The following is a 20954-nucleotide window of genomic DNA, read 5'->3' on the forward strand; positions in this document are numbered from 1 at the left end:
AGAACTAAAAGCCCAGCACACGGCCCTTGCCGGCAGTGGAGGCGCGCCCTTGCGCGTAGACCGACTGCAGCAGGCCGATGGCCAGGAAGGTGGTGATGACCGATGAGCCCCCGTAGCTCATGAGCGGTAGGGGGATTCCGGTGACCGGCATGATTCCCACGGTCATGCCGACGTTGATGAAGACCTGGAAGAGCATCATCGCTGTGATGCCCCCGGCGATCAGTGCGCCGTAGAGGTTCTTCGCCATCGTCAGCGCCCGTAGTCCCCGCCATATGAGCAGGGCGTACAGCGAGAGCACCAATCCGGCGCCCATGAAGCCCCAGCGCTCGCCGACCACAGCGAAGACGAAGTCCGTGTGGTGCTCGCCGAGGAAGTTGTATGAGGTCTGCGTCGCCTTGTCGCCGCGGCCGGTCTTCTCACCGGACCCGATGGCGACGCGCGACTGGATCTGCTGGAACGCGGTGTCGTTCGAGTTGTCGTTCGGGTGCAGGAAGGAGGTGAGGCGGGCCTTCTGGTAGCCGTGGAGGACCTCGGTGCCGGCCATCGGCAGCACGACGAGGACGCACACCACGACGACGGCGAAGACCGCGCCCATGGCCGCGAAGTACCGCCCGGGGATACCCGCGACGAACAGCAGCGCCAGGGTGACCGCGCCGTAGACCATCGAGGACCCGAGGTCGGGCTGGATCAGGACCAGCGCAGCGGGCAGCAGGCCGAGCGCGATGATCCGGATCGTGGTCATCGGCTGGTGGAGCGCCCGCGAGCGGTCGACGACGAATCCGGCGAGCGCGACGACCAGCAGGACCTTGCCGAGCTCGGACGCCTGGAAGGAGAAGAACGGCAGCTGGATCGCGCGGCGGGCGCCGAGCACGTCGTTGCCGGCGAACCGGACGGCGATGACCGACACGATGATCAGGCCGAAGATGCCGTACTTCAGCTCGCGCAGGCGGGAGTAGTCGGTTCGCGCCAGGACGGCGGCGATGATCGTCCCGACGAGGAAGTAGATCCCCTGCCGCTTCATGTAGAAGCCGTCGGGGATCCCGCGCTCGCTGACCGTGTTCAGCGTCGCGAGGGAGCAGATGCAGATGCCGAGCACCGCGAGCGCGAGGACCGGGTCGAACGGCAGGGCCAGCGACATCGACCGCCGCGGCGGCGCGGCGGGACCGACCCGCGAGGTGCGCGAGCGGCGCGGCTCGGTGACGGACGGCGCCGTGCTCAAAACGAGACGTCCGTCCCGGCGGCGCAGGCGGCCGCGCGGTTGTTGTTGCGCTGGGCCGTGCCGCCGGTCGCGAACCACCGCTTCAGGATCTGGCAGGCGATCGGCGCGGCGGTCTCGGCGCCGAAGCCACCGTCCTCGACGGTCACGGCGACGACGATCGGGCGCTTCTTGTCGGGGCCGTCGTAGCTGTAGGCGAGGTACCAGGACTGGTCCAGCACACGCGTGGTGACCTGCGCGGTGCCGGTCTTGCCGAAGACCGGGAAGCGACTCTGATTCCAGCCGTCGAACACGGAGGTGGACGTTCCCCCTTCGGCGCTCGCGGCTAGATGGAGACCGTCCATGATGGCGTCACGGTACTCCGGATCGATCTTCACGGAGCGGCCGCCGCTCGCGGGCAGCGTCTGGATCAGCGCGCCGCGGTCGTCGGTGACCGCACGGCCCAGGCGGGGCCGCGGGATCCGGCCGCTCTGCGCGAAGCCGGCGTACGCGACGGCCATCTGCAGCGGGGTCGCCTGCAGGTCGCCCTGGCCGATCGAGAGCGAGACGTTGTCGCCGATCGACCATTGGCGGCCGTCGGAGATGGCGCAGCCGCCGGCGCCGGCGGTCGCGAGGCTCGCGTCCTGCGGGATCCCCTTGTCCCGCCGGCACTGCTTCTCGTCCTCGCCGACCTTCTTGCGCCAGGTCGGATCGGGGACCAGGCCCTGCGACTCGCTCGGGAGGTCGATCCCGGTCTGGCGCTCGAAGCCGAACTTGCGGGCGACGCGCTGGATGGCCCCGCCGTCCGGGTCGCGGGTGTTGGTCGACTGGCCCAGCAGGTAGAAGTAGATGTCCGAGGAGACCTTCATCGCGTCGCGCAGGTCGACGGGGCCGAATACCGCCTTCTTCGCGTTGCACCGCTCCTGGACGCCGATCTTCAGGCAGCCCTGGTCGTTGATCGTGTCGGTGGTGGAGATCTTCCCGTCCTCGAGCCCGGCCAGCGCGGTGATCGGCTTGAACGTCGAGCCGGTCGCGTAGTTCGCCCCCGTCGCCCGGTTGAACTGCGGCGTGGAGCCGTCGTTGAAGATCCGGTCGTACTGCTTCTGCGAGATCGGCTTGGCGAGCAGGCTCGGGTCGAAGCTCGGGAACGAGCCCATCGCGATGACGTCGCCGTTGCGCGGGTCCATCGCGACGAACGCCCCGGGCTTGCTGCCCGCGATCGACGCGTAGGAGACCTGGCCGGTGCGCTGCACGCCGAGGTCGAGCGTCAGCTGCAGGTCGTTGCCGGGCTTCGGCTCGATGCGCAGGCCCTCGCCGCGTGGGTTGCCCTGCGCGTCGACGAGGATCCGCTCCTTGCCGTCGCGGCCGCGGAGGTACTTGTCGTACTCGCGCTCGATGCCGGTCTTGCCGACGATCGAGCCGAGCGTGACCCCGGGGAACGTCTTGGCGTCGAGCTGCTCCTGCGAGACCTGGCCCACGGTCCCCAGGATCTGCGCGGCGAGCTCCTTGCCCGGGTACGTGCGGATGAACGCACGGTCCACCGAGACGCCGGGGAACTCCTCCTGGCGCTCGGCGATGTAGCCCTGGACAGACTCGTCGACGCCTTCGCGGACGGTGATCGGGGCGTACCCCGCCAGGAACAGGCCGCGGACGACGATCTCCTGGATCCGCCGCGTGGGCATGGCGAGCGTCGTGGCCAGGCGGCGGAACCGGGGTGCGAGGTCCTGCGGGATCTCCGGGATGACGATCGGCGCGCCCTGGCTGCCCTTCGGGCGCTGGGACCGGGCGATGACCGCGTCGCCGTAGTCGGCCGCGGCCTTCTTCTCGCTCGCCGGCAGCGAGTCGGGGCGGATCTTCACGACGATGGCGGACTCGTTGCCGACGATCGTGTCGCCGTTGCGGTCGACGATCGACCCGCGCGGGGCGGGCAGCGGCTGGACCCGCACCTTGTTGGTCTGCGCCTGCGCGAGGTACTGGTCCCCGGAGAGCACCTGCAGGTACCAGAGCCGGAAGAAGATGATCGCGAACAGCATGAACGCGACGACCCCGAGCGCGGCGACGCGGATCGCCAGCTGGGGCGAGACGGGCGGGCGGCGGTCGGAGACGGAATCGATCACAGGTGGCTCGGCGTCTTGCTATGCGCGGGACAGCGGGGACAGGCGGGTGGTCTGGGCCCGGCGACGGCGGCGGCGCGGATCGTCGGGCAGGACGGGCACGAGCCAGCGACGGACCCCGGCGTAGACGGGCAGTGACAAGAGGGTATTGACCAGGATGGTGACGATGATCTGGCCGATGAGCAGGCCGGTCACCGCGACCGGTGTCCCCAGCATGAACTGCATCAGGCTGTAGCCGACCGTGACGATGGCGGTGGCGGCGCCGCCGACGACGGCCGGGACCACGGCCGCCTGCGGGTCGCGGAGCTCGCGCAGGCGCCCGGCCCCGTAGCCGATCGACAGGTACAGCAGCGACGAGAGCCCCATCGTCTGGATCAGCGCGCAGTCGACGAAGAACCCGCACGCGAAGCCGATGACGGCGCCGGGGAGCGAGCCGAGCAGCAGCCCGCACAGCGCGACGACGATCGGGACGACGTCCGCGTGCGCACCGAACAGGGTGATCTGGGAGACCGCGGCGATCTGCGTGATGCAGACGACGACGCCCATGATCGCCAGGCGCGCGGTGAGCGGTCCGGTCGTGGGCCCCATCAGGGAAGCGGCCCCGCCTCGCGGGTGAGGATGATGACCTTCTCGAGGTCGCGGACGTTGACGAACGGCTTGAGGTGCACGCGCTGGGTGTCGGTGCCGGCGTCGTCGACGCGCGAGACCCGGCCGATGCCGATGTCCGGCGGGTACAGCGACGGCTGCCCGGGCCGTGCGTCGGGGGACGTGCCGCGGGTGACGATCGTCGAGCCGACCGGGACGGACGCCTTCGGCTCCGTGGTCTCCATCACGAGGTCCTCGGGGTTGCCGCCGGAGGCCGTGATCGTGCCCACCGTGCCGGTCCGCGCGGTGCGGGCCTGCACGCCGAACTTGCTGTCGGTCAGCAACGTGACCGTGGCCGAGCCGGAGAAGACCTCCTCCACCTTGCCCGCCAGGCCGCCGGCGGTGACGACCGCCTGGCCCTTGCGGAGCCCGTCCCCGCTGCCCTTGTTGATCGTGATCTTCTCGAACAGCAGCGTGCCGCCCGCGCCGATGACGCGCGCCTCGACGGGGCCGAGGTTCTGCAGTGCCGCGTCGTTGACGACCTTGGTGAGCTGGGCGTCGACCCCGGCCTTGCGCAGGTCGCTCTGGAGCTTGATGTTGCGGGCGCGCAGGCCGTCGCGGTCCTTCTCGAGGTCCTCGTTCTCGCCCTTGGCCTCCCACGTGTCCCCGAACCAGCCGAACAGGTCCCGGAACGGCTTCAGCGAACGGCTGGCGACGTCCTGGATCGGCGAGACGATCTCGAAGACACCGCGCTGGACGGAGCCCACGCCCCCGTTGCCGCCGAAGGAGGCGGTCAGCAGGACGACGGAGCTGACGACGAGCAGCGCAAGGACAGCGCGCCGGCGACGGATCGTCTTGGGGTCGTACACCTAGGGAAATACTCCAAAGCTGGGCGCAGGTCGCAGCCCGATCGGCTGATGATGACGCTGAGCGCCATCAGTAGCGCCGCTTGGTGCGACCGCGCGATGTCTTGTTGGCGCGGTGGATGACCTCGAACTCCTCCAGGGAGCGTCCGGAGCCGACCGCGACACAGGTGAGCGGTGACTCTGCCAGATGGGCTGGCATCTGCGTCTCCTCGCGGAGGCGCTCGTCGAGTCCCATCAGCAGCGAGCCGCCGCCCGCGAGCATGATCCCGCGATCCATGATGTCCGAGGCGAGCTCGGGCGGGGTGCGGTCGAGCGTCTCCTTGACGGCGTCGATGATCTGCGACAGGGGCTCCTCGAGCGCCTGCCGGATCTCCTCGCTCGTCAGGACGACGGTCTTCGGGAGGCCGGAGACCATGTCGCGGCCGCGGATCTCGGCCTGGACCTCCTCCTCCATGGGGTAGGCGGAGCCGATCTCGAGCTTCACCTCCTCCGCGGTCTGCTGACCGATCAGGAGCTTGTACTCGCGCTTGGCGTAGTTGATGATCGCCTCGTCGAGCTCGTCGCCACCGACGCGGATCGACTGGCTGACGACGATGCCGCCGAGCGAGATCACGGCGACCTCGCTCGTGCCGCCGCCGATGTCGACGACCATCGAGCCGGTGGGCTCCCCGACGGGCAGCCCGGCGCCGATCGCGGCGGCCATGGGCTCCTCGATGAGGTACGCCTGGCGCGCGCCGGCGCTGAGACAGGCCTCCTCGACCGCGCGCTTCTCGACGCCGGTGACGCCGGAGGGGACGCAGACGACGACCCGTGGGTGCGCGAAGCGGTTCTGGTGGACCTTCTGGATGAAGTGGCGGAGCATCTCCTCCGTCACGTCGAAGTCGGCGATGACGCCGTCCTTCAGGGGCCGGATGGCCTGGATCGTGCCGGGGGTGCGGCCGAGCATGCGCTTGGCCTCGATGCCGACGGCGTGCACCTCGCCCGTGCGCGAGTCGATCGCGACGACGGACGGCTCGCTCAGGACGATCCCCCGTCCGCGGACGTACACGAGCGTGTTGGCGGTGCCGAGGTCGACGGCCATGTCGCGGCCGCCGAAGCCGGTGAGGTAGGAGAACATGCCCATGCGCGCAGAGAGAAGGACGTGCGCTCGCGGATGCGTGCCACGCCCGGCGGCCCACTCTAGCGGGGAGAGGGCCGTCTCCTACCGATGGCGGCGGACTTGCAGCGCGGAATGTCGCTGCAATTCGCGGGCGCTGCCGCCGGGGCCGAGCCGGACGGCGTGCGGCCCAGAGCTGGGATGAGGAGCTCTGGACCGCACGCCGCCGCTGTCAGAGGCCCAGCAGGCCCGGGACGAGCTCCCGCAGGCGCGGGACCGGGAGGCCGACGACGTTGAGGTAGTCCCCCACGATCCCGTCCACCAGCGCCGCCCCGCGGCCCTGGATCGCGTACGAGCCGGCGCGGCCGCGCCACTCCCCGGTCGCCACGTAGGCGCCGATCTGCGCGGTGGTCAGCGGGGCGAACCGGACGAGCGTCCGCTCGACCGCCGCACGGGGAACCCCCGGTGCCGCGTCGTCGCAGACCGCGATACCGCTGAGGACCGCATGCTCGCGGCCCTGCAGGCGGAGCAGCATCGCGGCCGCCGCCTCGGGGGTCGGCGGCTTGCCGAAGACCTCGCCGTCGATCGTGACGAGGGTGTCGACGCCGAGGACCGTCCGGCCGGGATGCAGCCCGGCCACGACCGTCGCCTTCAGCAGCGCGTTGTCGCGGGCGACCGTCTCCGGATCGCCCGCGGCGGTCTCCTGGACGTCGGCCGGGCGCACCTCGAACGGGACGCCCAGCTGTTCCAGGATCGCGCGGCGCTGCGGCGAGGCGCTGGCCAGCACGAGCGGCGACGCCGCCCAACGGGCCTTGGCCGCGACGAGGTCCGCGAGCTGCACTGCGGTCAGCGGTCCGGACGGACCGGTTGCCTAGAGCTCCGGGAACCAGACGGAGATCTCGCGCGCGGCGGACTCCGTCGAGTCCGAGCCGTGCACCATGTTCGTGCCGATCTCGATCGCGTAGTCGCCGCGGATCGAGCCCGTGGCGGCCTCGAGCGGGTTCGTCGCGCCGATCAGCTGGCGCGCGGCCTTGATGGCGTCCTGGCCCTCGAGGATCAGCGCGACGAGCGGGCCGGACACGATGAAGTCGACGAGCTCCCCGAAGAACGGGCGCTCGGCGTGCTCGGCGTAATGCGTCTCGGCCGTCTCGCGCGGCGTGTTGACGAGCTTCAGCGCAGCGATCTTCAGGCCCTTGTTCTCGAACCGGGAGAGGATCTCACCGGTGAGACCGCGGGCGAACGCGTCGGGCTTGACGAGGATGAGGGTCTTTTCCATGTCGGTGGATCCTATGGACCCTCGCTGCGCGGCGGCGGGACCTGCCCGATCGCCCCGAGCACCGGGAGCGCCGGCCCCGGTGCGGCGGACGGCGACGGCCCCTTCGCGGAGGCAGCCGCGGCGGGCGGGAGGTCGGCGAGCTCGGGAGCGCTCACCGGCACGCGCCAGACCCGCCCGCCGTACTGCGTCCCGATGATCGAGAAGTCCGCGAGCGCGACCTCCTTCGTGCTGGTCCCGTCGGCGTTCAGGAACCGCGGGTAGGTGAGGCGGCTGTTCGCGTAGAAGTCGCAGCCGTCGAAGTCCGGGCCCTCCAGCGCCACCGGCTCCGACCAGTGCACCCTGTCGGTCGAGATCCGCAGCCGCATCGCGCTGCGCCAGTCCGCGCGGCCGTCCGCGGTGACGCACGGCCGCGTGTAGTCGCGGCCGAAGTCGACGCCGATGAGCCCCTTCCCGCCGGCGATCCGCGCGACCGCGAAGGTGCTCGAGTCCGACGCGAACAGCGGGGTCGACGCCGACGCCGGGCTCGGCTGGTCGAAGCCGTCGCGGCTCGAGTCCGGCCCGATCGCCGCGGCAGGCAGCGAGGCGACCCAGCGGCTCTCGGACTCGACCCAGGTCTGCCAGCCCTGGGCGAGGTCGTCCGCGGGTGCCCGCGCGACGCGGAACCCCGACTGCGCGTGGTCCGGGAGGAAGCCGTCGTCGTGGTAGTACATGTAGAGGAAGCCGTCGCCGCCGTTCACGATGTCCGGATGCCGGACGCCGTGCCCGAGCCGGGTGAGCCCGTCCTCGCTCGCGTACCCGGCGGCGGGCCAGATGACCGGGCCGAGGTCCGTGGGCGGCGCCTGTCCCGGGCTGCCGTCCGCCGCGTCCGGGGTGACGGTCAGCCCGATGAAGCCCGAGTACGCCGCGTAGCAGTCGGCGTAGACACCGGTCGCCGGGTCCGGTCCGCTCAGGCAGGATCCCGCGGGCGGCACAAGGGCGTCGCTGCCGGTGTAGACGGTGTTCTGGAACAGCAGCCCGCCGCTGGAGAGGTTCTTGTTCTCGCCGTGTGCCGCCCCGACCACGGCGGACCCGCCGTCCGGCGCGGCGACCCGGTCCGCCGAGTAGACGCCGTAGTAGTTGCGCCGGTGCTCGCGGCCCGGCGGCATCGTCTCGGGCGTGGCGGTCCGGTAGTCGGCGCCGACCTGGGGCACGGTCCGGCCCGGCACGGTGCAGTCCGGCGGCGTGGGCGCCAGCAGCGTCGCCGCGGCCGGCACGTCGCAGCGCGTGCTCGCCTCCGCCGTCAGGACGTAGGACAGCCCCGCCGGACCGGCCAGGACGTCGGGCGGGGTCTCGGTGAACGACCCCTCCGCGAGCTTCATGGGCGCGGCGACCGGGTCCCCGACCGTCACGGCGGCAGCGGCGGGCGCGGCCGCGGCCGTGAGCACGACGGCCGCAAGGACGATGGGCGGAAGACGGCGGCGCATCGCCCTGCCCTACCCGTGGCGCACACCCTGCGACCCGGGCCGGCGGCGCGTTGTGCGTCCCGGAACGGGGGCCGGCTACCGCTTCGGCGCCCGCAGGACGCGCGTCGACACGCGGCCCTTGGCGACCACGTTCCCGCGGCGACCGACCCGCAGGGCCTGCACCGTGACCGTGTAGGTCGGCCGCGCCGTCGCGGCACGGGCGCTCCAGCGGGCGCCGCAGGCGATCGTCGTGAAGCGGCCGCCGTAGACGATCCGCACGCGGGTCGCGCGGACGTTGCAGCGCCGCACGACCACCTCCAGCCGCGGACGCCGCGAGCCGGCGACGCGGGCGGCGCGCGCGTCGACCTTCGCCCCTGGCCGAACGGGCATCGGCATCGGCGTCGTGGTCCCGACCGACGACGTCGTACCGGTGGCCAGGTTCGGGGCGCCGACGACCGGCAGGACCGGAGTCGGGACCTTCGGCCCGGTCGCCATCACGGCCACGGGTGCCGTCGTCGGCAGGCGGCTCGCGAGGTCCGGTGCCTTCACCGCGACGCGCCAGACGCGGCCGCCGTACTGCGTGCCCTCGATGAAGAAGTCCTCGAGCGCGACCTCCTTGGTGGTGGTGGCGGTGGCGTTCAGGAATCGCGGATAGGTCAGCCGGCTGTTGGGATAGAAGTCGCAGCCGTCGAAGTCGGGCCCCTCCAGCGCCACCGGCTCGGACCAGTGCACGCGATCGGTGGAGACGCGCAGGCGCATCGCGCTGCGCCAGTCGTCGCGGCCGTCGGCGGTGACGCACGGTCGCGTGTAGTCGCGGCCGAAGTCGACGCCGATCAGGCCCTTGCCCCCTGCGATGCGCGCGACGGCGAACGTGCTCGAGTCCGACGGGAACAGCGGCGTCGATGCGGAGGACGGGCTCGGCTGCGGGAGGGCGTCGCGGCTGGACTCCGGGCCGACCGGGGCGGACGGGAGCGAGGTGACCCAGCGGCTGGCCGACTCGACCCAGGTCTGCCACCCACGGCCGAGGTCGCGCTCGGGGGCGCGCGCGACGCGGAAGCCGGCGCCCCGGAAGTCCGGGAGGAACCCGTCGTCGTGGTAGTACATGTACAGGAACCCGTCGCCGCCGTTGACGACGTAGGGATGCCGCACGCCGTGCCCGAGGCGGACCAGCGTGGCCGTCGACGAGTATCCGGCGGCCGGCCAGATGACGGGGCCGAGGTCTTCCGGGGGCGTCCGCCCCGCGGCGCCGTCGGGCTCGTCGGGCGTCACGGTCATCCCGATGAAGCCCGAGTAGGCCGAGTAGCAGTCGGCGTAGATGCCGGTCTCCGGGTCGGGGCCGCTCAGGCAGGTCCCCAGCGGCGGACCGAGGGCGTCCGGCCCCAGGTAGACGTTGTTCTGGAACAGCGAGCCGTCGCGCACCGCGTTCTTGTTCTCGCCGTGGGCGGCGCCGACGATGTAGGACCTCCCAGCCGTGTCGCGGACCCGGTCGGCCGAGTACACGCCGTAGTAGGTCCGCCGGTGCTCGCGTCCGGCGGGCATCGTCGCCGCGGTGTGCGCGAGGTAGTCCGCGCCGACCTGGGGCACCGTGCGGCCCTCCGCCTGGCAGTCCGGCGGCTGGGCCCGCAGCATCGTCTCGGCCGCGGGCGTGTCGCAGCGGGCGCTCTGCTCGGCGGTGAAGTAATACGACAGGCCGCGCGGGCCCGAGAGGACCTCCGGCGGGACCTCGGTGAAGGCGCCGGCCCCGAGGAGGATCGGCGAGGCGACCGGCTCGCCGACCGTGACCGCCTGTGCCGGCGCGCCGAGGGCGCACGTCACCGCGGCTAGCGCGACGACGCGGCCGATGCGTCCCCTCACCCGGTCATCGACGAGTCCCCGTGCCCCCACGGGCCGACCCTACGGATCCGGGCGAGGCCGGGTGCCTGTCCGTGCGTGTCGGTGTCGCTAGGCCTCGACGCCCGGCGGCGGCGAGGACGTCCCGCCCTCTTCGCGGCGGCGCCGGCGACGCCGGGGCATCGAGGTCTGCTGCACGACCTCGGTCTCGCAGTACGGGCACAGCCGCCACTCGGGATCGAGCGGCTTCGCGCACGTCACGCATGGGTCCTTCAGCTTGCGCGTGCAGGACGGGCAGCGCAGGAAGTCCTTCTCGACCTGGTAGTCGCAGTGCGGGCACAGGAAGTAGTCCAGGCGCTGGATGCGGGCCTCCGCCGCCTGCATCTCGAGCTCGCGCTCGCGGATGTCGTCCAGGTACTCGGCCGGCCGGACGATCATGTAGATGATCGTGCCGACGTACGGGAAGAAGCTGGCCAGCGTCGCGCAGCCGATCAGCATCGGGTCGGCGATCCGGCGACGGGCGTCCGCGTACGTGTAGTACACGAGCGCGAGCCAGATCACGACCAGGAAGAGGATGAGCAGCTTGATGGCCGTGTTGAGGCCGCTGCTCTCGATGCCGAAGACGCCGAGGTGGAGCATTTCTGCCGGGGACTCTAGAGCTTGGGGCGGGGGACCGATGGACCGCCCCTTGCACGCCGTCCGGCGGGAGTATCAGTCCAGCAGGCCCTTGCGCGTCAGCAGCTCGACGACGGCGTCCCCGGCGATCCGCTGCCCGACCCCGCTCAGGTGGATCCCGTCGGGGGCGCGGACCCGCACCTGCTCGCCGTCGAGATCCTGGTTGTCGCGGTAGACGCCACCGGGCGTGAAGAGCGGCCCGAGGTCCAGGAGGTGGACATACGGGAGGCCGACCGCGGCGATGTACGCCGCCGTGTTCACGGCCGCCTGGACCCGGGCGCGAGCCGGCGAGCGCGGGGTCGGCTGCAGCAGCCACACGACGGACGCGTTGCCGCTGCCCTGGCGGTAGACCTGCATGAGGCGGCGCTGCGCGGCGGCCATCCCGATGATCCAGGCGGCGTCGCAGCAGTCGACCTCCTTGCCGGTGTCGACGCGCTCGACGGGATACCCCTCGTTGGCGCCGAGCGAGATGACGACCACGCGCGGTGTCAGCTTCTGCTCCTGCTCGGTGGCCCACTTCAGCCAGTCGAGCGCGCCGCCCCCGCTGAGCTTCGCCCCCGGCTTTGATTCGGCAAGGACGCGTGCGGCCGACCCGAGCGCGTCGTCGAGGACGCTGTCGATGCCCTCGATCGTCGAGTCGCCGGTGGTCAGCAGCCCGAAGCCGGCGGTCGACGGAAGCGGCTTCGCGCGGCCGACGGCGACGCGCTCGGTCACCTTGCGGCCCGCGATCTTGAGCGCGATGCGCAGCTGGCCGTCCGCCTTCGGCCGGTAGCGGCGCACCACGCGGCCGTCGCCCTTCGCCAGCGACACCTTGCGGCACGAGTGCGTCAGGCCGGCACCGCCGGCGCACAGGTCGACCACGCGGTTGCCGAGTCCCCAGCGGTCCACCAGCGCGACCTCGACCAGCTCGCCGCGCTTGGCGCGATCGGCGACGATCATCGACACGCGGTTGTCGCAGCCCGGCGTCCGGATGTCGGCGATCGCGGTGCGCTGGGTCCCGTCCTGATCGGTCACCGTGGCGCTGAAGTGCCGCAGCGGACGACCGCAGCGCCAGGCGACGGCCTTGTAGACGTGCGCCTTGCCGTCGACGAGCGGCAGCGTGACGATCGGTCCGGTCCGCTTGCCGACGACCTCGGAGAAGGTGACCGACCGCCCGCGTGCCTGCCCGGCCACGCTGACCGCGACGTAGCCCGTCTCGTAGCGGGTGACGGTGAGGAATCCGGTGGGGCTCGGGGCCTCTTCGACAGGGCCGGCGCCGAGGAGCGTCGCGGCCAGCAGGGCCAGCGCGCCGGCGCGTCCTGCCTTGCGGCGGAGTGAGGTCGAGGGGGAAGGAGCTGACATACGAGACGGGAGCGGCAACGCTCCCGTCTCTCTTCGGCGCCGCCCCGGCCGATCATTAGCTCGGAACTCGACCCACCTGGGTCAGTCGAGCAGCCCGTCCCGGGTCAGCAGGGCGACCGTCGCGTCCGCGGCGATCTGCTGGCCGGCCGCGCTCAGGTGCAGCCCGTCCGGCGCGCGCACGCGGACGGTGCGCCCGCCGCGGCGGATCGACTCCCGGTAGACCCCGTCCGGGGTGAAGATCGTCCCGAGGTCCAGGACGCGCACGTGGCTGCGGCTGCGCGCAGCGCGCGCCACGCCGCGGTTCACCGCCGCGACGATCGTCGCCTGGGCGGCCGACCGCGGGACCGGGATCGTCAGCCACACGACCGCGCCCCGCCCCGCCTGGCGGTAGGCGTCCATGAGCCGTCCCTGGCGCGCGGCGATCGCCCGGACCCAGTCCGCGCCGCAGCAGGCGACCTGTGCCGTCGTGCCGCGGGGCGTGATCGGGAAGCCCTCGTTGCCGCCGAGCGACAGGACGACCACCCGCGGCTGCAAGCGGCGCACCTGGCCCGCCGCGCGCCGCAGCCAGTCGGGCTCGCCCGTCCCGCTCAGTCGCGTCCCGGCCGCCGACTCGGCCCGCACGCGGACCGCCCGCCCGAGCGCGTCCTCGATGCCGCTGTCGATGCCCTCCACGGTGGAGTCGCCGGTGGTCAGGACGACAGGCCCGGTCCGGCGCGGCCGCGGGGTCACCCGGCCGACGGCGACCTCGGCGATGCCCGCGTGGCCCGCGAGCGTCACCCGGACAGCGACGCGGCCGTCAGCGGGCGGGCGGACCCGGCGGGTGACGCCGCCACCGCCGGGCACGAGCCGCACGGAGCGGCAGACGCGGGCCAGGCCCGCCCCGGACGTGCACAGCCGGGCGGCGACGTCGCCCAGCGCCCAGCGGTCGACCAACCGGATGCGGAGGAGGCGGCCGCGGCCCACGCGATCGGGCACGTCGAGCGCGATCCGGGTCGCGCAACCGGGCGTGCGCAGGTCGGTGCTCGCCTGCCGGACGCCGCCGTCCGGGGCCGTGGCGACGGCGGTGAAGCGGCGCACGCGCCGGTCGCAGCGCCAGCGGGCGGCGTTCGGGAGCGGCGCGCTGCCGGCGGGCCCGGCGGTGACCGTCGCCAGCGCGGTCGACGCCTTGCCGACCACTTCCGCGAACTGCACCTGCGAGCCGGGGACCAGCCCGAACGCGCCGATCGCGATCTGCCCGGGCTGTTCGCGGGAGGCGAGCAGGAAGCCCCCGTCGGCCGGGGCCGGGGCCGGGGCCGGGTCCGGGGCTTCGGCCCGGGTCGTCGCAGCTACCGTGCGCGCGGCCGTCGGCGCTGGACCCGCCACCGCCGCGCTCGCGAGGCCCAGACCGGCCAGGACTGCGGCCAACCGGGCCCGGCGCATCCCGCTACAGGTACTGCCGGCCGAAGATGTAGCCGCCCGCGAAGAACACGAGGATCACCAGCGCCACGATGACCGCGACACCCACGATCATCAGGAGCACCGACGGCCCGCTGTCGTCGTCTTCGTCGTTCACAGCGCTGAGGCCGCACGGCCGTCGTCGGGACGCAGCAGGTCGGCGATCAGGTACAGCGAGCCCGTCGCCAGCGCCAGGCCGTCCGGCCCGGCGAGCTCACGCGCCAGCGCGAGGGCTCGCGCCGGGTCGCCCTCGAGGCGCGTGATCGGCCAGCCCAGTTGCGCGGCCAGCGACTGCAGGGTCGCGGGCGGCAGCGCACGCGGGTTCGCGCTGTGGGTGCAGACGACCTCGGCGCACAGCGGCAGCAGCTCCCCGAGCATCGCGGCGGCGTCCTTGTCGTCCAGGATCGACAGCACCGCGACCAGCCGACGGCCGGCGAGCACCTCGCGGAGGGTGTCGGCGAGGACGACGAAGCCGGCGGGGTTGTGGGCGCCGTCGATGATGGTGTCCGGAGCGCTGTCGATCTGCTGCCAGCGGCCCGGGACGATCGTCGACGCGGCGGCGGCCCGGACCGCGTCCGGGTCCAGGGCGCGGCCCAGGTAGGCGGCGGCCGCGGCGCAGGCCAGCGGGAAGTTCGCGCGCTGGTAGGTCCCGCCGGCGAGCAGCTCCACCGGCACGGGCGGGTCGGCAGGGGCCTCGATCAGCGTCGCCCCGCGCTCGGCGCAGACCTGCTCGGCGACCGCCAGCGCGTCGGCGTGCAGCCCCGCACCGACCACGAGCGTGCCGCCGGGACGGACGACGTCCAGCTTCTCCCCCGCGATGTCCGTGATCGTCGGGCCGAGCCAGCGCGTGTGCTCGAGGCCGACGTTCGTGAGCACCTGCACCGCCGACGGGAGGACGTTGGTGGCGTCGTAGCGGCCACCGAGACCGGCCTCGATGATGGCGACGTCGACGCCGGCCTGCCCGAGCTCGTCGAGCGCGGCCGCGGTCAGGAGCTCGAACTGCGTGACATGGTCGTCGGCGGACGCCTCGGCGTCGACGACCGCCGCCGCACGGACGGCCCGGGTCACCGCCGCGGCGAAGGCGCCGTCCGGCAGGTCGGCGCCGTCGACGACGATCCGCTCGCCGAAGCGGACGAGGTGCGGCGAAAGGTAGGCGCCGGTGCGCAGGCCGTGGTGCGCGAGCAGCGCCGCGATCATCCGCGTGGTGGATGTCTTGCCGTTGGAGCCGACCACGTGCACCGAGCCGTAGGTGTCCTGCGGCGTGCCGAGCGCGTCCATCAGGCGCCGCATACGGCCGGTCCCGAACCGCATGCCGAAGAGCTCGAGGCGCAGGAGGTGCTCCTCGGCCTGCTCGACGGTGAGGGTGATGCCCGTGGGGGCCTCCGTCATGAGGCGGCGCCCTCCAGCCGGGCGAGCTCGGCCTCCAGGCGGGCGAGCTTGTCCCGCTCCTGCTGGACGACCGCAGGCGGAGCCTTGTCGACGAACCCTGCGTTGCCGAGCTTGCCGCCGGCCCGCTTGATCTCACCGCGGAGCTTCTCGATCTGGCCCTGCGCCTTGCGCGCAGCCTCGGCGGGGTCGAAGGCGCCGGACGCGAGGACGTTCACCGTGCCGCCGGGGATGACGATCTGTGCCGCGGTCGCCGCGTCCTCGCCGTCGAGCGTGAGGCGCGCAAGGCGGGCCAGCACGGGCAGCGTGGCGTCGTAGCCGGAGGCCTCGACCCGCGCGTCGAGGAAGGCGCCGGCGGCCACCCCTGCCTCGTTGCGCCACGAGCGGACCGTGGTGACTGCCTCGATCAGGGCGGCGATGGCGGCCTCCGCCTCGGGGTCCGTGAGCGCGTCGTCGACGGGCGCGATCTCGGACTGCGCCAGCAGCCGGCCGTCGTGCCCGGGCAGCTCGGCCCACAGGTCCTCGGTGACGAACGGCATCACCGGGTGGACGAGCGCGATGGTCTCGCGCAGGACGTGCAGCAGCGTCGAGGCGAGGTCGGCGTCCACCTCCCGGCCCTTGATGAGCTCCAGGTACCAGTCGCACAGCTCGCCGTAGACGAAGTCGTAGAGCGCGAGCGACAGCTTCGAGAAGTCGAACTCCGCGATCCGCTGCGCGGCTTCGGCCTTCACGGCCTGTAGGCGGCTGAGGATCCAGCGGTCCTCGACCGTCGTGGGAGTCGGTCCCACCCGCCCCGCGGCGACGGCGTCGTCCCCCACCTTCAGCAGCGCGAACCGCGTGGCGTTGAAGAGCTTGTTCCCCAGCGCCTGGCCCTGGGCGATCTTCTCCTCGTTGAACTTCACGTCCTGCGTGGACGACATCGCCAGCAGCCCGAAGCGCACCGCGTCCGCGCCGTACGCGGGGAAGTCGCCCCCTTCCTTGAACACCGGGGGCCGCGGGCCGCCCTCGATCAGGACGAGCGGGTCGATGCCGGTGCCGAGCGACTTGCTCATCCGGCGGCCGTCGGGCGCCTGGATGACCGAGTGCACGTAGACGTCGGTGAACGGAACGTCGCCTGCGAACTCGAGCCCCATCATCACCATGCGGGCGACCCACAGGAAGAGGATGTCGCGGGCCGTGGAGAGGACGTCGGTCGGGTAGAACGCCTCCAGCTCGGGCGTGCTGTCCGGCCAGCCAAGGGTGGCGAACGGCCAGAGCGCGGAGCTGAACCACGTGTCCAGGACGTCGGGGTCCCGCTCCCAGCCGTCGCCCTCGGGTGCCGTCGTGCCGCAGTAGACCTCGTCGTCGCCGCGGTACCAGACCGGGATCTGATGTCCCCACCAGAGCTGGCGGCTCACGCACCACGGGCGGATGTTCGACAGCCAGTCGTCGTAGCGGCGGCGCTGGGACTCGGGGTGGATCCGAACGCGGCCGTCGCGGACGACCTGCAGCGCCGGCGCGGCCAGCTCGTCCATCCGCATGAACCACTGCAGCGAGATCAGCGGCTCGATCCGCGAGCCCGAGCGGTGACTGAACGGGACCGTGTGCGTGTACGGCTCCTCCGAGCGCAGCTGCCCGACCCCGCGGAGCGCCTCCACGACCTTCGCACGCGCGTCGACGACCGACAGCCCGGCGTACTCGGGGCCCGATTCGGCGTTCATCAGGCCGTCCTCGCCGATGACGCTCAGCTCGTCCAGTCCGTGGCGGCGGCCGATCTCGAAGTCGTTCGGATCGTGGCCCGGCGTGATCTTCAGACAGCCGGTGCCGAAGTCGGTCTTGACGTAGTCGTCGGCGATGATCGGCAGCTCGCGCCCGACCAGCGGCAGCGTCACCGTCTTCCCGATCAGGTGGGTGTAGCGCTCGTCCGACGGATTCACCGCGACCGCGGTGTCGGCCAGCATCGTCTCCGGCCGGACCGTGGCGACGACGACCTCGCCGGAGCCGTCGCTCAGCGGGTAGGCGATCTCGAACAGCGCGTCGACCACCTCGCGCTCCTCGACCTCCAGGTCGCTGATCGCCGAGCCGCTGCCCGGGTCCCAGTTGACCATGTAGTTGTCGCGGTAGATGTAGCCCTTGTCGTAGAGCCGGACGAAGACCTCGAGGACGGCCTTGACGTAGCCCTCGTCGAGGGTGAAGCGCTCGGCCTCGAAGTCGCACGTCGCGCCGAGGCGCTTGAACTGCTCGACGATCGTCCCGCCGTACTGGGCCCGCCACTCCCAGACGCGCTCGGTGAACGCCGCGCGGCCGATCTCCTCGCGGCCGGAGCCCTCGGACTTGAGCAGCTTCTCGACCTGGGTCTGCGTGGCGATGCCCGCGTGGTCGGTGCCCAGGATCCACTTGGTGCGCTTGTCGTGCATCCGGTGCCAGCGGGCCAGGGTGTCCTGGATGGACCCGTTGAGGGCGTGCCCCATGTGCAGCGCGCCGGTGACGTTCGGCGGCGGGATGGCGATCGAGAAGTTCTCGGCGGCCGTGCCCTCCGGTGCGGGGTGCACGAGCCCGGAGGCCATCCAGGCCTCGGTGATTCGCGGTTCGACCTCGGCGGGTTCGAAGCGTGAGCGGTCCTGCAGCGACATGCGCCGCAGTCTATGGACGCGGCTGTCGGCGTGGCCCGTCCCGGCGGCCTAGAAGTCCTCGGGCAGGACCAGATCCGCGGCGAGCGCGGCGACGAACTGCTCGACGTCGTCCATCATCTGATCGCGCTGGAGCTGCAGGAGGGAGACGAACAGCTCCTCGGTGCCCTGCTCGAGCTCGAGGTCGAACGCGGCGCAGACCTCGTCCGTGGCGGTGCCGGCCGAGAACGTCTCGCACTCGGGGCAGTGGAGCGTGAGGTGCCAGTGGCCCTCGCCGGCGTCCTGGTACTCGACGAGCTGGACGAGCGAGGAGGAGCAGCAGCGGCACTGGTGCAGCGGCGCGTCGCCGATGATCGGGAGCGTCGCGGTCTCGTGCTGGCCCATGTGCTCGAACATGGGTGAATCATCGGTCCGCAGCGCTCTCGCGCCCATGACCTGTTCAGACGGAAAAGTGGACGATCCCCAACTCCGGCCGGGTGACCCCGAGGTCCCCTGATCGGATGACCCCGCCGACGGCGATCAGCGCCGGCGGCCCTTGCCGAGCCGCTTGCCGACCGGCGCCAGCTTCCAGACCGCGCCCTTGGCGTCGAGCTCGCCCACGATGCGGCGGACCTCCGCCTTCTCGTTGGCCGTCAGGTTGCGGGGCAGGCCCCGGGACTTCGTGACGAGGTCCTTCAGCAGGACGCGGTCGGCGGGCGTGAGCTTCTGGAAGTGCTCACGGGCGATGAAGCCGGCCTGCAGGGCGGCGATCCACGGGGTCAGCTTGGGAAGGCGGGGCATCGCCGCCCAGGATACGACCCGGCGGGCCGGTCAGCGCTCGCGGTGCAGCCAGTGGTCGACGAGGTGGCGCGCGATGGCCAGCTTCGGCGGCAGCAGCAGCGGGACGTCGGTGCGCTGGGTCTTCTCGGCCTCCACGGCGTCGAGCAGCTCGGCGCGGCTGAACCAGCGCACGTCCTCGAGCTCGTCGTCGCCGATGGCGGCCTCGCCGCCCGCCCAGTCGGCCTCGAAGCCGAGCATGAGGGACGCGGGGAACGGCCACGGCTGCGAGGCGACGTAGCGGACGGCGGAGACGCGGACCTGCGCCTCCTCCATGATCTCGCGGGCGACGGCGGCCTCGAGCGCCTCACCGGGCTCGACGAAGCCGGCCAGCGCGCTGTAGCGGCTCGGGGGCCAGGACGGCTGGCGGCCCATGAGCACGCGGTCGGCCGCCGGGTCGGGGTCGACGACGAGCATGATCACGACGGGATCGGTCCGCGGGTGCTGCTGGTGGTCGTCGGGGCACGCGCGCATGTGCCCTGCCTCGCGGCTCTCGGTCGGCTGGCCGCAGACCCCGCAGAAGCGGGTCATGCGATGCCAGTGCAGCAGCGCGTTCGCCTGGGCGAGCAGTCCGGCGTCGGCCGCGGGCAGCAGCGCCGCGGCGGCTCGCAGGTCGAGGGGCGCGACGTCGTCCGGGCGCACGGCGGTGTCGGGCAGCCGGTCGACGGCGAAGACGCCCTTGCCGCGGTCGTCGAGCCCCAGCAGGACGGCGTCGTCCGGGATCCCGTCGGCGACCGCCAGCCGCGCCGCAGTCAGCGCACTGCCTTGGGCGCCGTACCAGTCGTCCGGGCCCATCCCGGCGACGTCCCCGTGGACAAGCGCGCCCTCGCGGGCGAGGACGACGACCCGGCTGGCGGGATCGACGCGCGCGGCCTCGATCCACTCGGCGTCGATGCGCTGCAGGCCGGCGCGGTCGTGGACCGCGCCGCCGAACGGAATCTCGATCTTGAAGTCGCTCAAGGCGGGCTGCTGCAGACGCGCGGCGGCCTAGCCGGCTTCGGCAGCGGTGGCGTCGTCGCCCTCGTCGGGCGTGGCCTCGGTGACGAGCGTGGGCTGACGGCCCTGCTCGATCGTCTCCTTCGTCACGACGCACTTCTTCACGTCGCGGCGTGAGGGCAGCTCGAACTGCACATCCAGGAGCGTCTCCTCGATGATCGACCGGAGGCCGCGGGCGCCCGTCTCCCGCTCGAGTGCCTTGTCGGCGATGGCCGCGAGGGCCTCGTCGGAGAAGACGAGCTCGATGCCGTCGAAGCTGAAGAAGCGATGGAACTGCTTCACCAGGGCGTTCCGCGGCTCCGTGAGGATCGTGATGAGGTCCTCGCGCGTGAGCTGGTTGACCGCGCTCATGACCGGCAGGCGCCCGATGAACTCCGGGATCAGGCCGTAGTTGACGAGGTCCTCCGGAAGGGTCTTCGAGAAGACCTCCGCGTCGTCCTGGATCGGCTCGACGAGGGTCGAGCCGAAGCCGATGCCGCCCTTGCCGATGCGCCGCTCGATGACCTTGTCGAGGTTCGCGAACGCGCCGCCGCAGATGAACAGGACGTTCGTCGTGTCGATCGACAGGAACTCCTGGTGCGGATGCTTGCGCCCGCCCTGCGGCGGGACGCTGGCCGTGGTCCCCTCGAGGATCTTCAGCAGCGCCTGCTGCACGCCCTCGCCGGAGACGTCGCGCGTGATCGACGGGTTGTCCGCCTTGCGGGCGATCTTGTCGACCTCGTCGATGTAGATGATGCCCGTCTCGGCCTTCTTGACGTCGTAGTCCGCGGCCTGGATGAGCTTCAGGAGGATGTTCTCGACGTCCTCGCCGACGTAGCCTGCCTCGGTCAGTGCCGTCGCGTCCGCGATCGCGAACGGGACGTTCAGGATGCGGGCGAGCGTCTGCGCGAGCAGCGTCTTGCCGCAGCCCGTCGGGCCGAGCAGCAGGATGTTCGACTTCTGCAACTCGATGTCGCTGTCGGTCGCCTGCATCATCTGCACGCGCTTGTAGTGGTTGTACACCGCCACAGAGAGCGTGCGCTTGGCGTCGTCCTGCCCGATGACGTACTCATCGAGAACGCCGTAGATCTCCTTCGGCTTGGGCAGGTTGTCGAGGTCGAAGGTCGGCGGTGCCGTGAGCTCCTCGTCGATGATCTCGTTGCAGAGATCGATGCACTCGTCGCAGATGTAGACGCCGGGACCGGCGATCAACTTCTTGACTTGTCGCTGTGACTTACCGCAGAAGCTGCAAAGCAGCTGCTCGTTGGAGTCCGTGGGCCGCGCCATCTCCCTCTCCTCAGTGGGGTGCGATGC

Annotated in this window: 19 protein-coding genes; all 19 read right to left on the reverse strand. The window is 72.1% G+C overall.

Annotated features, from left to right (window positions below):
* Positions 1 to 4: 4 nt before the first annotated feature.
* Complete coding sequence (locus tag DSM112329_RS16430) at positions 5 to 1219, reverse strand: FtsW/RodA/SpoVE family cell cycle protein (RefSeq protein ID WP_354697636.1); 1215 nt, start codon at positions 1217 to 1219, stop codon at positions 5 to 7.
* Positions 1216 to 3312 carry a penicillin-binding transpeptidase domain-containing protein gene (locus tag DSM112329_RS16435; protein ID WP_354697637.1) on the reverse strand — a complete coding sequence of 699 codons (2097 nt, stop codon included), beginning with the start codon at positions 3310 to 3312 and terminating at the stop codon, positions 1216 to 1218. The genes DSM112329_RS16430 and DSM112329_RS16435 overlap by 4 nt, the downstream gene beginning before the upstream one ends.
* An 18-nt stretch (positions 3313 to 3330) precedes the next feature.
* Positions 3331 to 3897 (reverse strand): hypothetical protein, encoded by a 567-nt coding sequence (locus tag DSM112329_RS16440; protein ID WP_354697638.1) that lies wholly within the window; start codon positions 3895 to 3897, stop codon positions 3331 to 3333.
* Positions 3897 to 4763: a rod shape-determining protein MreC gene (mreC, locus tag DSM112329_RS16445; RefSeq protein ID WP_354697639.1), complete on the reverse strand. Its 867-nt coding sequence runs from the start codon at positions 4761 to 4763 to the stop codon at positions 3897 to 3899. The genes DSM112329_RS16440 and mreC overlap by 1 nt, the downstream gene beginning before the upstream one ends.
* A gap of 67 nt (positions 4764 to 4830) precedes the next feature.
* The gene (locus tag DSM112329_RS16450) at positions 4831 to 5883 is read right to left on the reverse strand and encodes a rod shape-determining protein (RefSeq protein ID WP_354697640.1); all 1053 of its coding nucleotides are present in this window, start codon (positions 5881 to 5883) and stop codon (positions 4831 to 4833) included.
* 205 nt (positions 5884 to 6088) lie between these two features.
* Positions 6089 to 6697, reverse strand: a complete 609-nt coding sequence (locus DSM112329_RS16455) for a nucleoside triphosphate pyrophosphatase (protein ID WP_354697641.1) — start codon at positions 6695 to 6697, stop codon at positions 6089 to 6091.
* A gap of 30 nt (positions 6698 to 6727) precedes the next feature.
* On the reverse strand, positions 6728 to 7132 hold the full coding sequence (gene ndk / locus DSM112329_RS16460; RefSeq protein ID WP_354697642.1) for a nucleoside-diphosphate kinase: 405 nt from the start codon (positions 7130 to 7132) through the stop codon (positions 6728 to 6730).
* A gap of 11 nt (positions 7133 to 7143) precedes the next feature.
* Complete coding sequence (locus DSM112329_RS16465) at positions 7144 to 8595, reverse strand: hypothetical protein (RefSeq protein WP_354697643.1); 1452 nt, start codon at positions 8593 to 8595, stop codon at positions 7144 to 7146.
* Positions 8596 to 8670: 75 nt separating this feature from the next.
* Complete coding sequence (locus tag DSM112329_RS16470; RefSeq protein WP_354697644.1) at positions 8671 to 10458, reverse strand: hypothetical protein; 1788 nt, start codon at positions 10456 to 10458, stop codon at positions 8671 to 8673.
* Between the two features lie 57 nt (positions 10459 to 10515).
* A complete protein-coding gene (locus DSM112329_RS16475; protein ID WP_354697645.1) occupies positions 10516 to 11043 on the reverse strand; it encodes a zinc ribbon domain-containing protein in 528 nt (175 codons plus the stop codon).
* Between the two features lie 72 nt (positions 11044 to 11115).
* Entirely contained in the window at positions 11116 to 12420 is a 1305-nt protein-coding gene (locus DSM112329_RS16480; RefSeq protein WP_354697646.1) for a hypothetical protein, read from the reverse strand.
* An 81-nt stretch (positions 12421 to 12501) separates the two neighbouring features.
* The gene (locus tag DSM112329_RS16485) at positions 12502 to 13839 is read right to left on the reverse strand and encodes a GDSL-type esterase/lipase family protein (protein WP_354697647.1); all 1338 of its coding nucleotides are present in this window, start codon (positions 13837 to 13839) and stop codon (positions 12502 to 12504) included.
* 4 nt (positions 13840 to 13843) lie between these two features.
* Positions 13844 to 13972 (reverse strand): hypothetical protein, encoded by a 129-nt coding sequence (locus tag DSM112329_RS16490; protein WP_354697648.1) that lies wholly within the window; start codon positions 13970 to 13972, stop codon positions 13844 to 13846.
* Positions 13969 to 15243, reverse strand: coding sequence for a cyanophycin synthetase (locus DSM112329_RS16495; protein WP_354697649.1), 1275 nt, complete (start codon positions 15241 to 15243; stop codon positions 13969 to 13971). The genes DSM112329_RS16490 and DSM112329_RS16495 overlap by 4 nt, the downstream gene beginning before the upstream one ends.
* Entirely contained in the window at positions 15240 to 17852 is a 2613-nt protein-coding gene (locus tag DSM112329_RS16500; RefSeq protein WP_354697650.1) for a valine--tRNA ligase, read from the reverse strand. The genes DSM112329_RS16495 and DSM112329_RS16500 overlap by 4 nt, the downstream gene beginning before the upstream one ends.
* Before the next feature lie 48 nt (positions 17853 to 17900).
* Positions 17901 to 18245, reverse strand: a complete 345-nt coding sequence (locus tag DSM112329_RS16505) for a hypothetical protein (protein ID WP_354697651.1) — start codon at positions 18243 to 18245, stop codon at positions 17901 to 17903.
* 123 nt (positions 18246 to 18368) lie between these two features.
* Positions 18369 to 18629, reverse strand: a complete 261-nt coding sequence (locus tag DSM112329_RS16510; RefSeq protein ID WP_354697652.1) for a hypothetical protein — start codon at positions 18627 to 18629, stop codon at positions 18369 to 18371.
* 30 nt (positions 18630 to 18659) lie between these two features.
* Positions 18660 to 19625, reverse strand: coding sequence for an NAD(+) diphosphatase (gene nudC, locus DSM112329_RS16515; protein WP_354697653.1), 966 nt, complete (start codon positions 19623 to 19625; stop codon positions 18660 to 18662).
* A gap of 27 nt (positions 19626 to 19652) precedes the next feature.
* The gene (gene clpX / locus DSM112329_RS16520) at positions 19653 to 20927 is read right to left on the reverse strand and encodes an ATP-dependent Clp protease ATP-binding subunit ClpX (protein ID WP_354697654.1); all 1275 of its coding nucleotides are present in this window, start codon (positions 20925 to 20927) and stop codon (positions 19653 to 19655) included.
* Between the last annotated feature and the right edge of the window lie 27 nt (positions 20928 to 20954).

Origin of the sequence: Paraconexibacter sp. AEG42_29, assembly GCF_040581415.1 — a bacterium.
In the GTDB taxonomy this organism is placed as follows: Bacteria; Actinomycetota; Thermoleophilia; order Solirubrobacterales; family Solirubrobacteraceae; genus Paraconexibacter.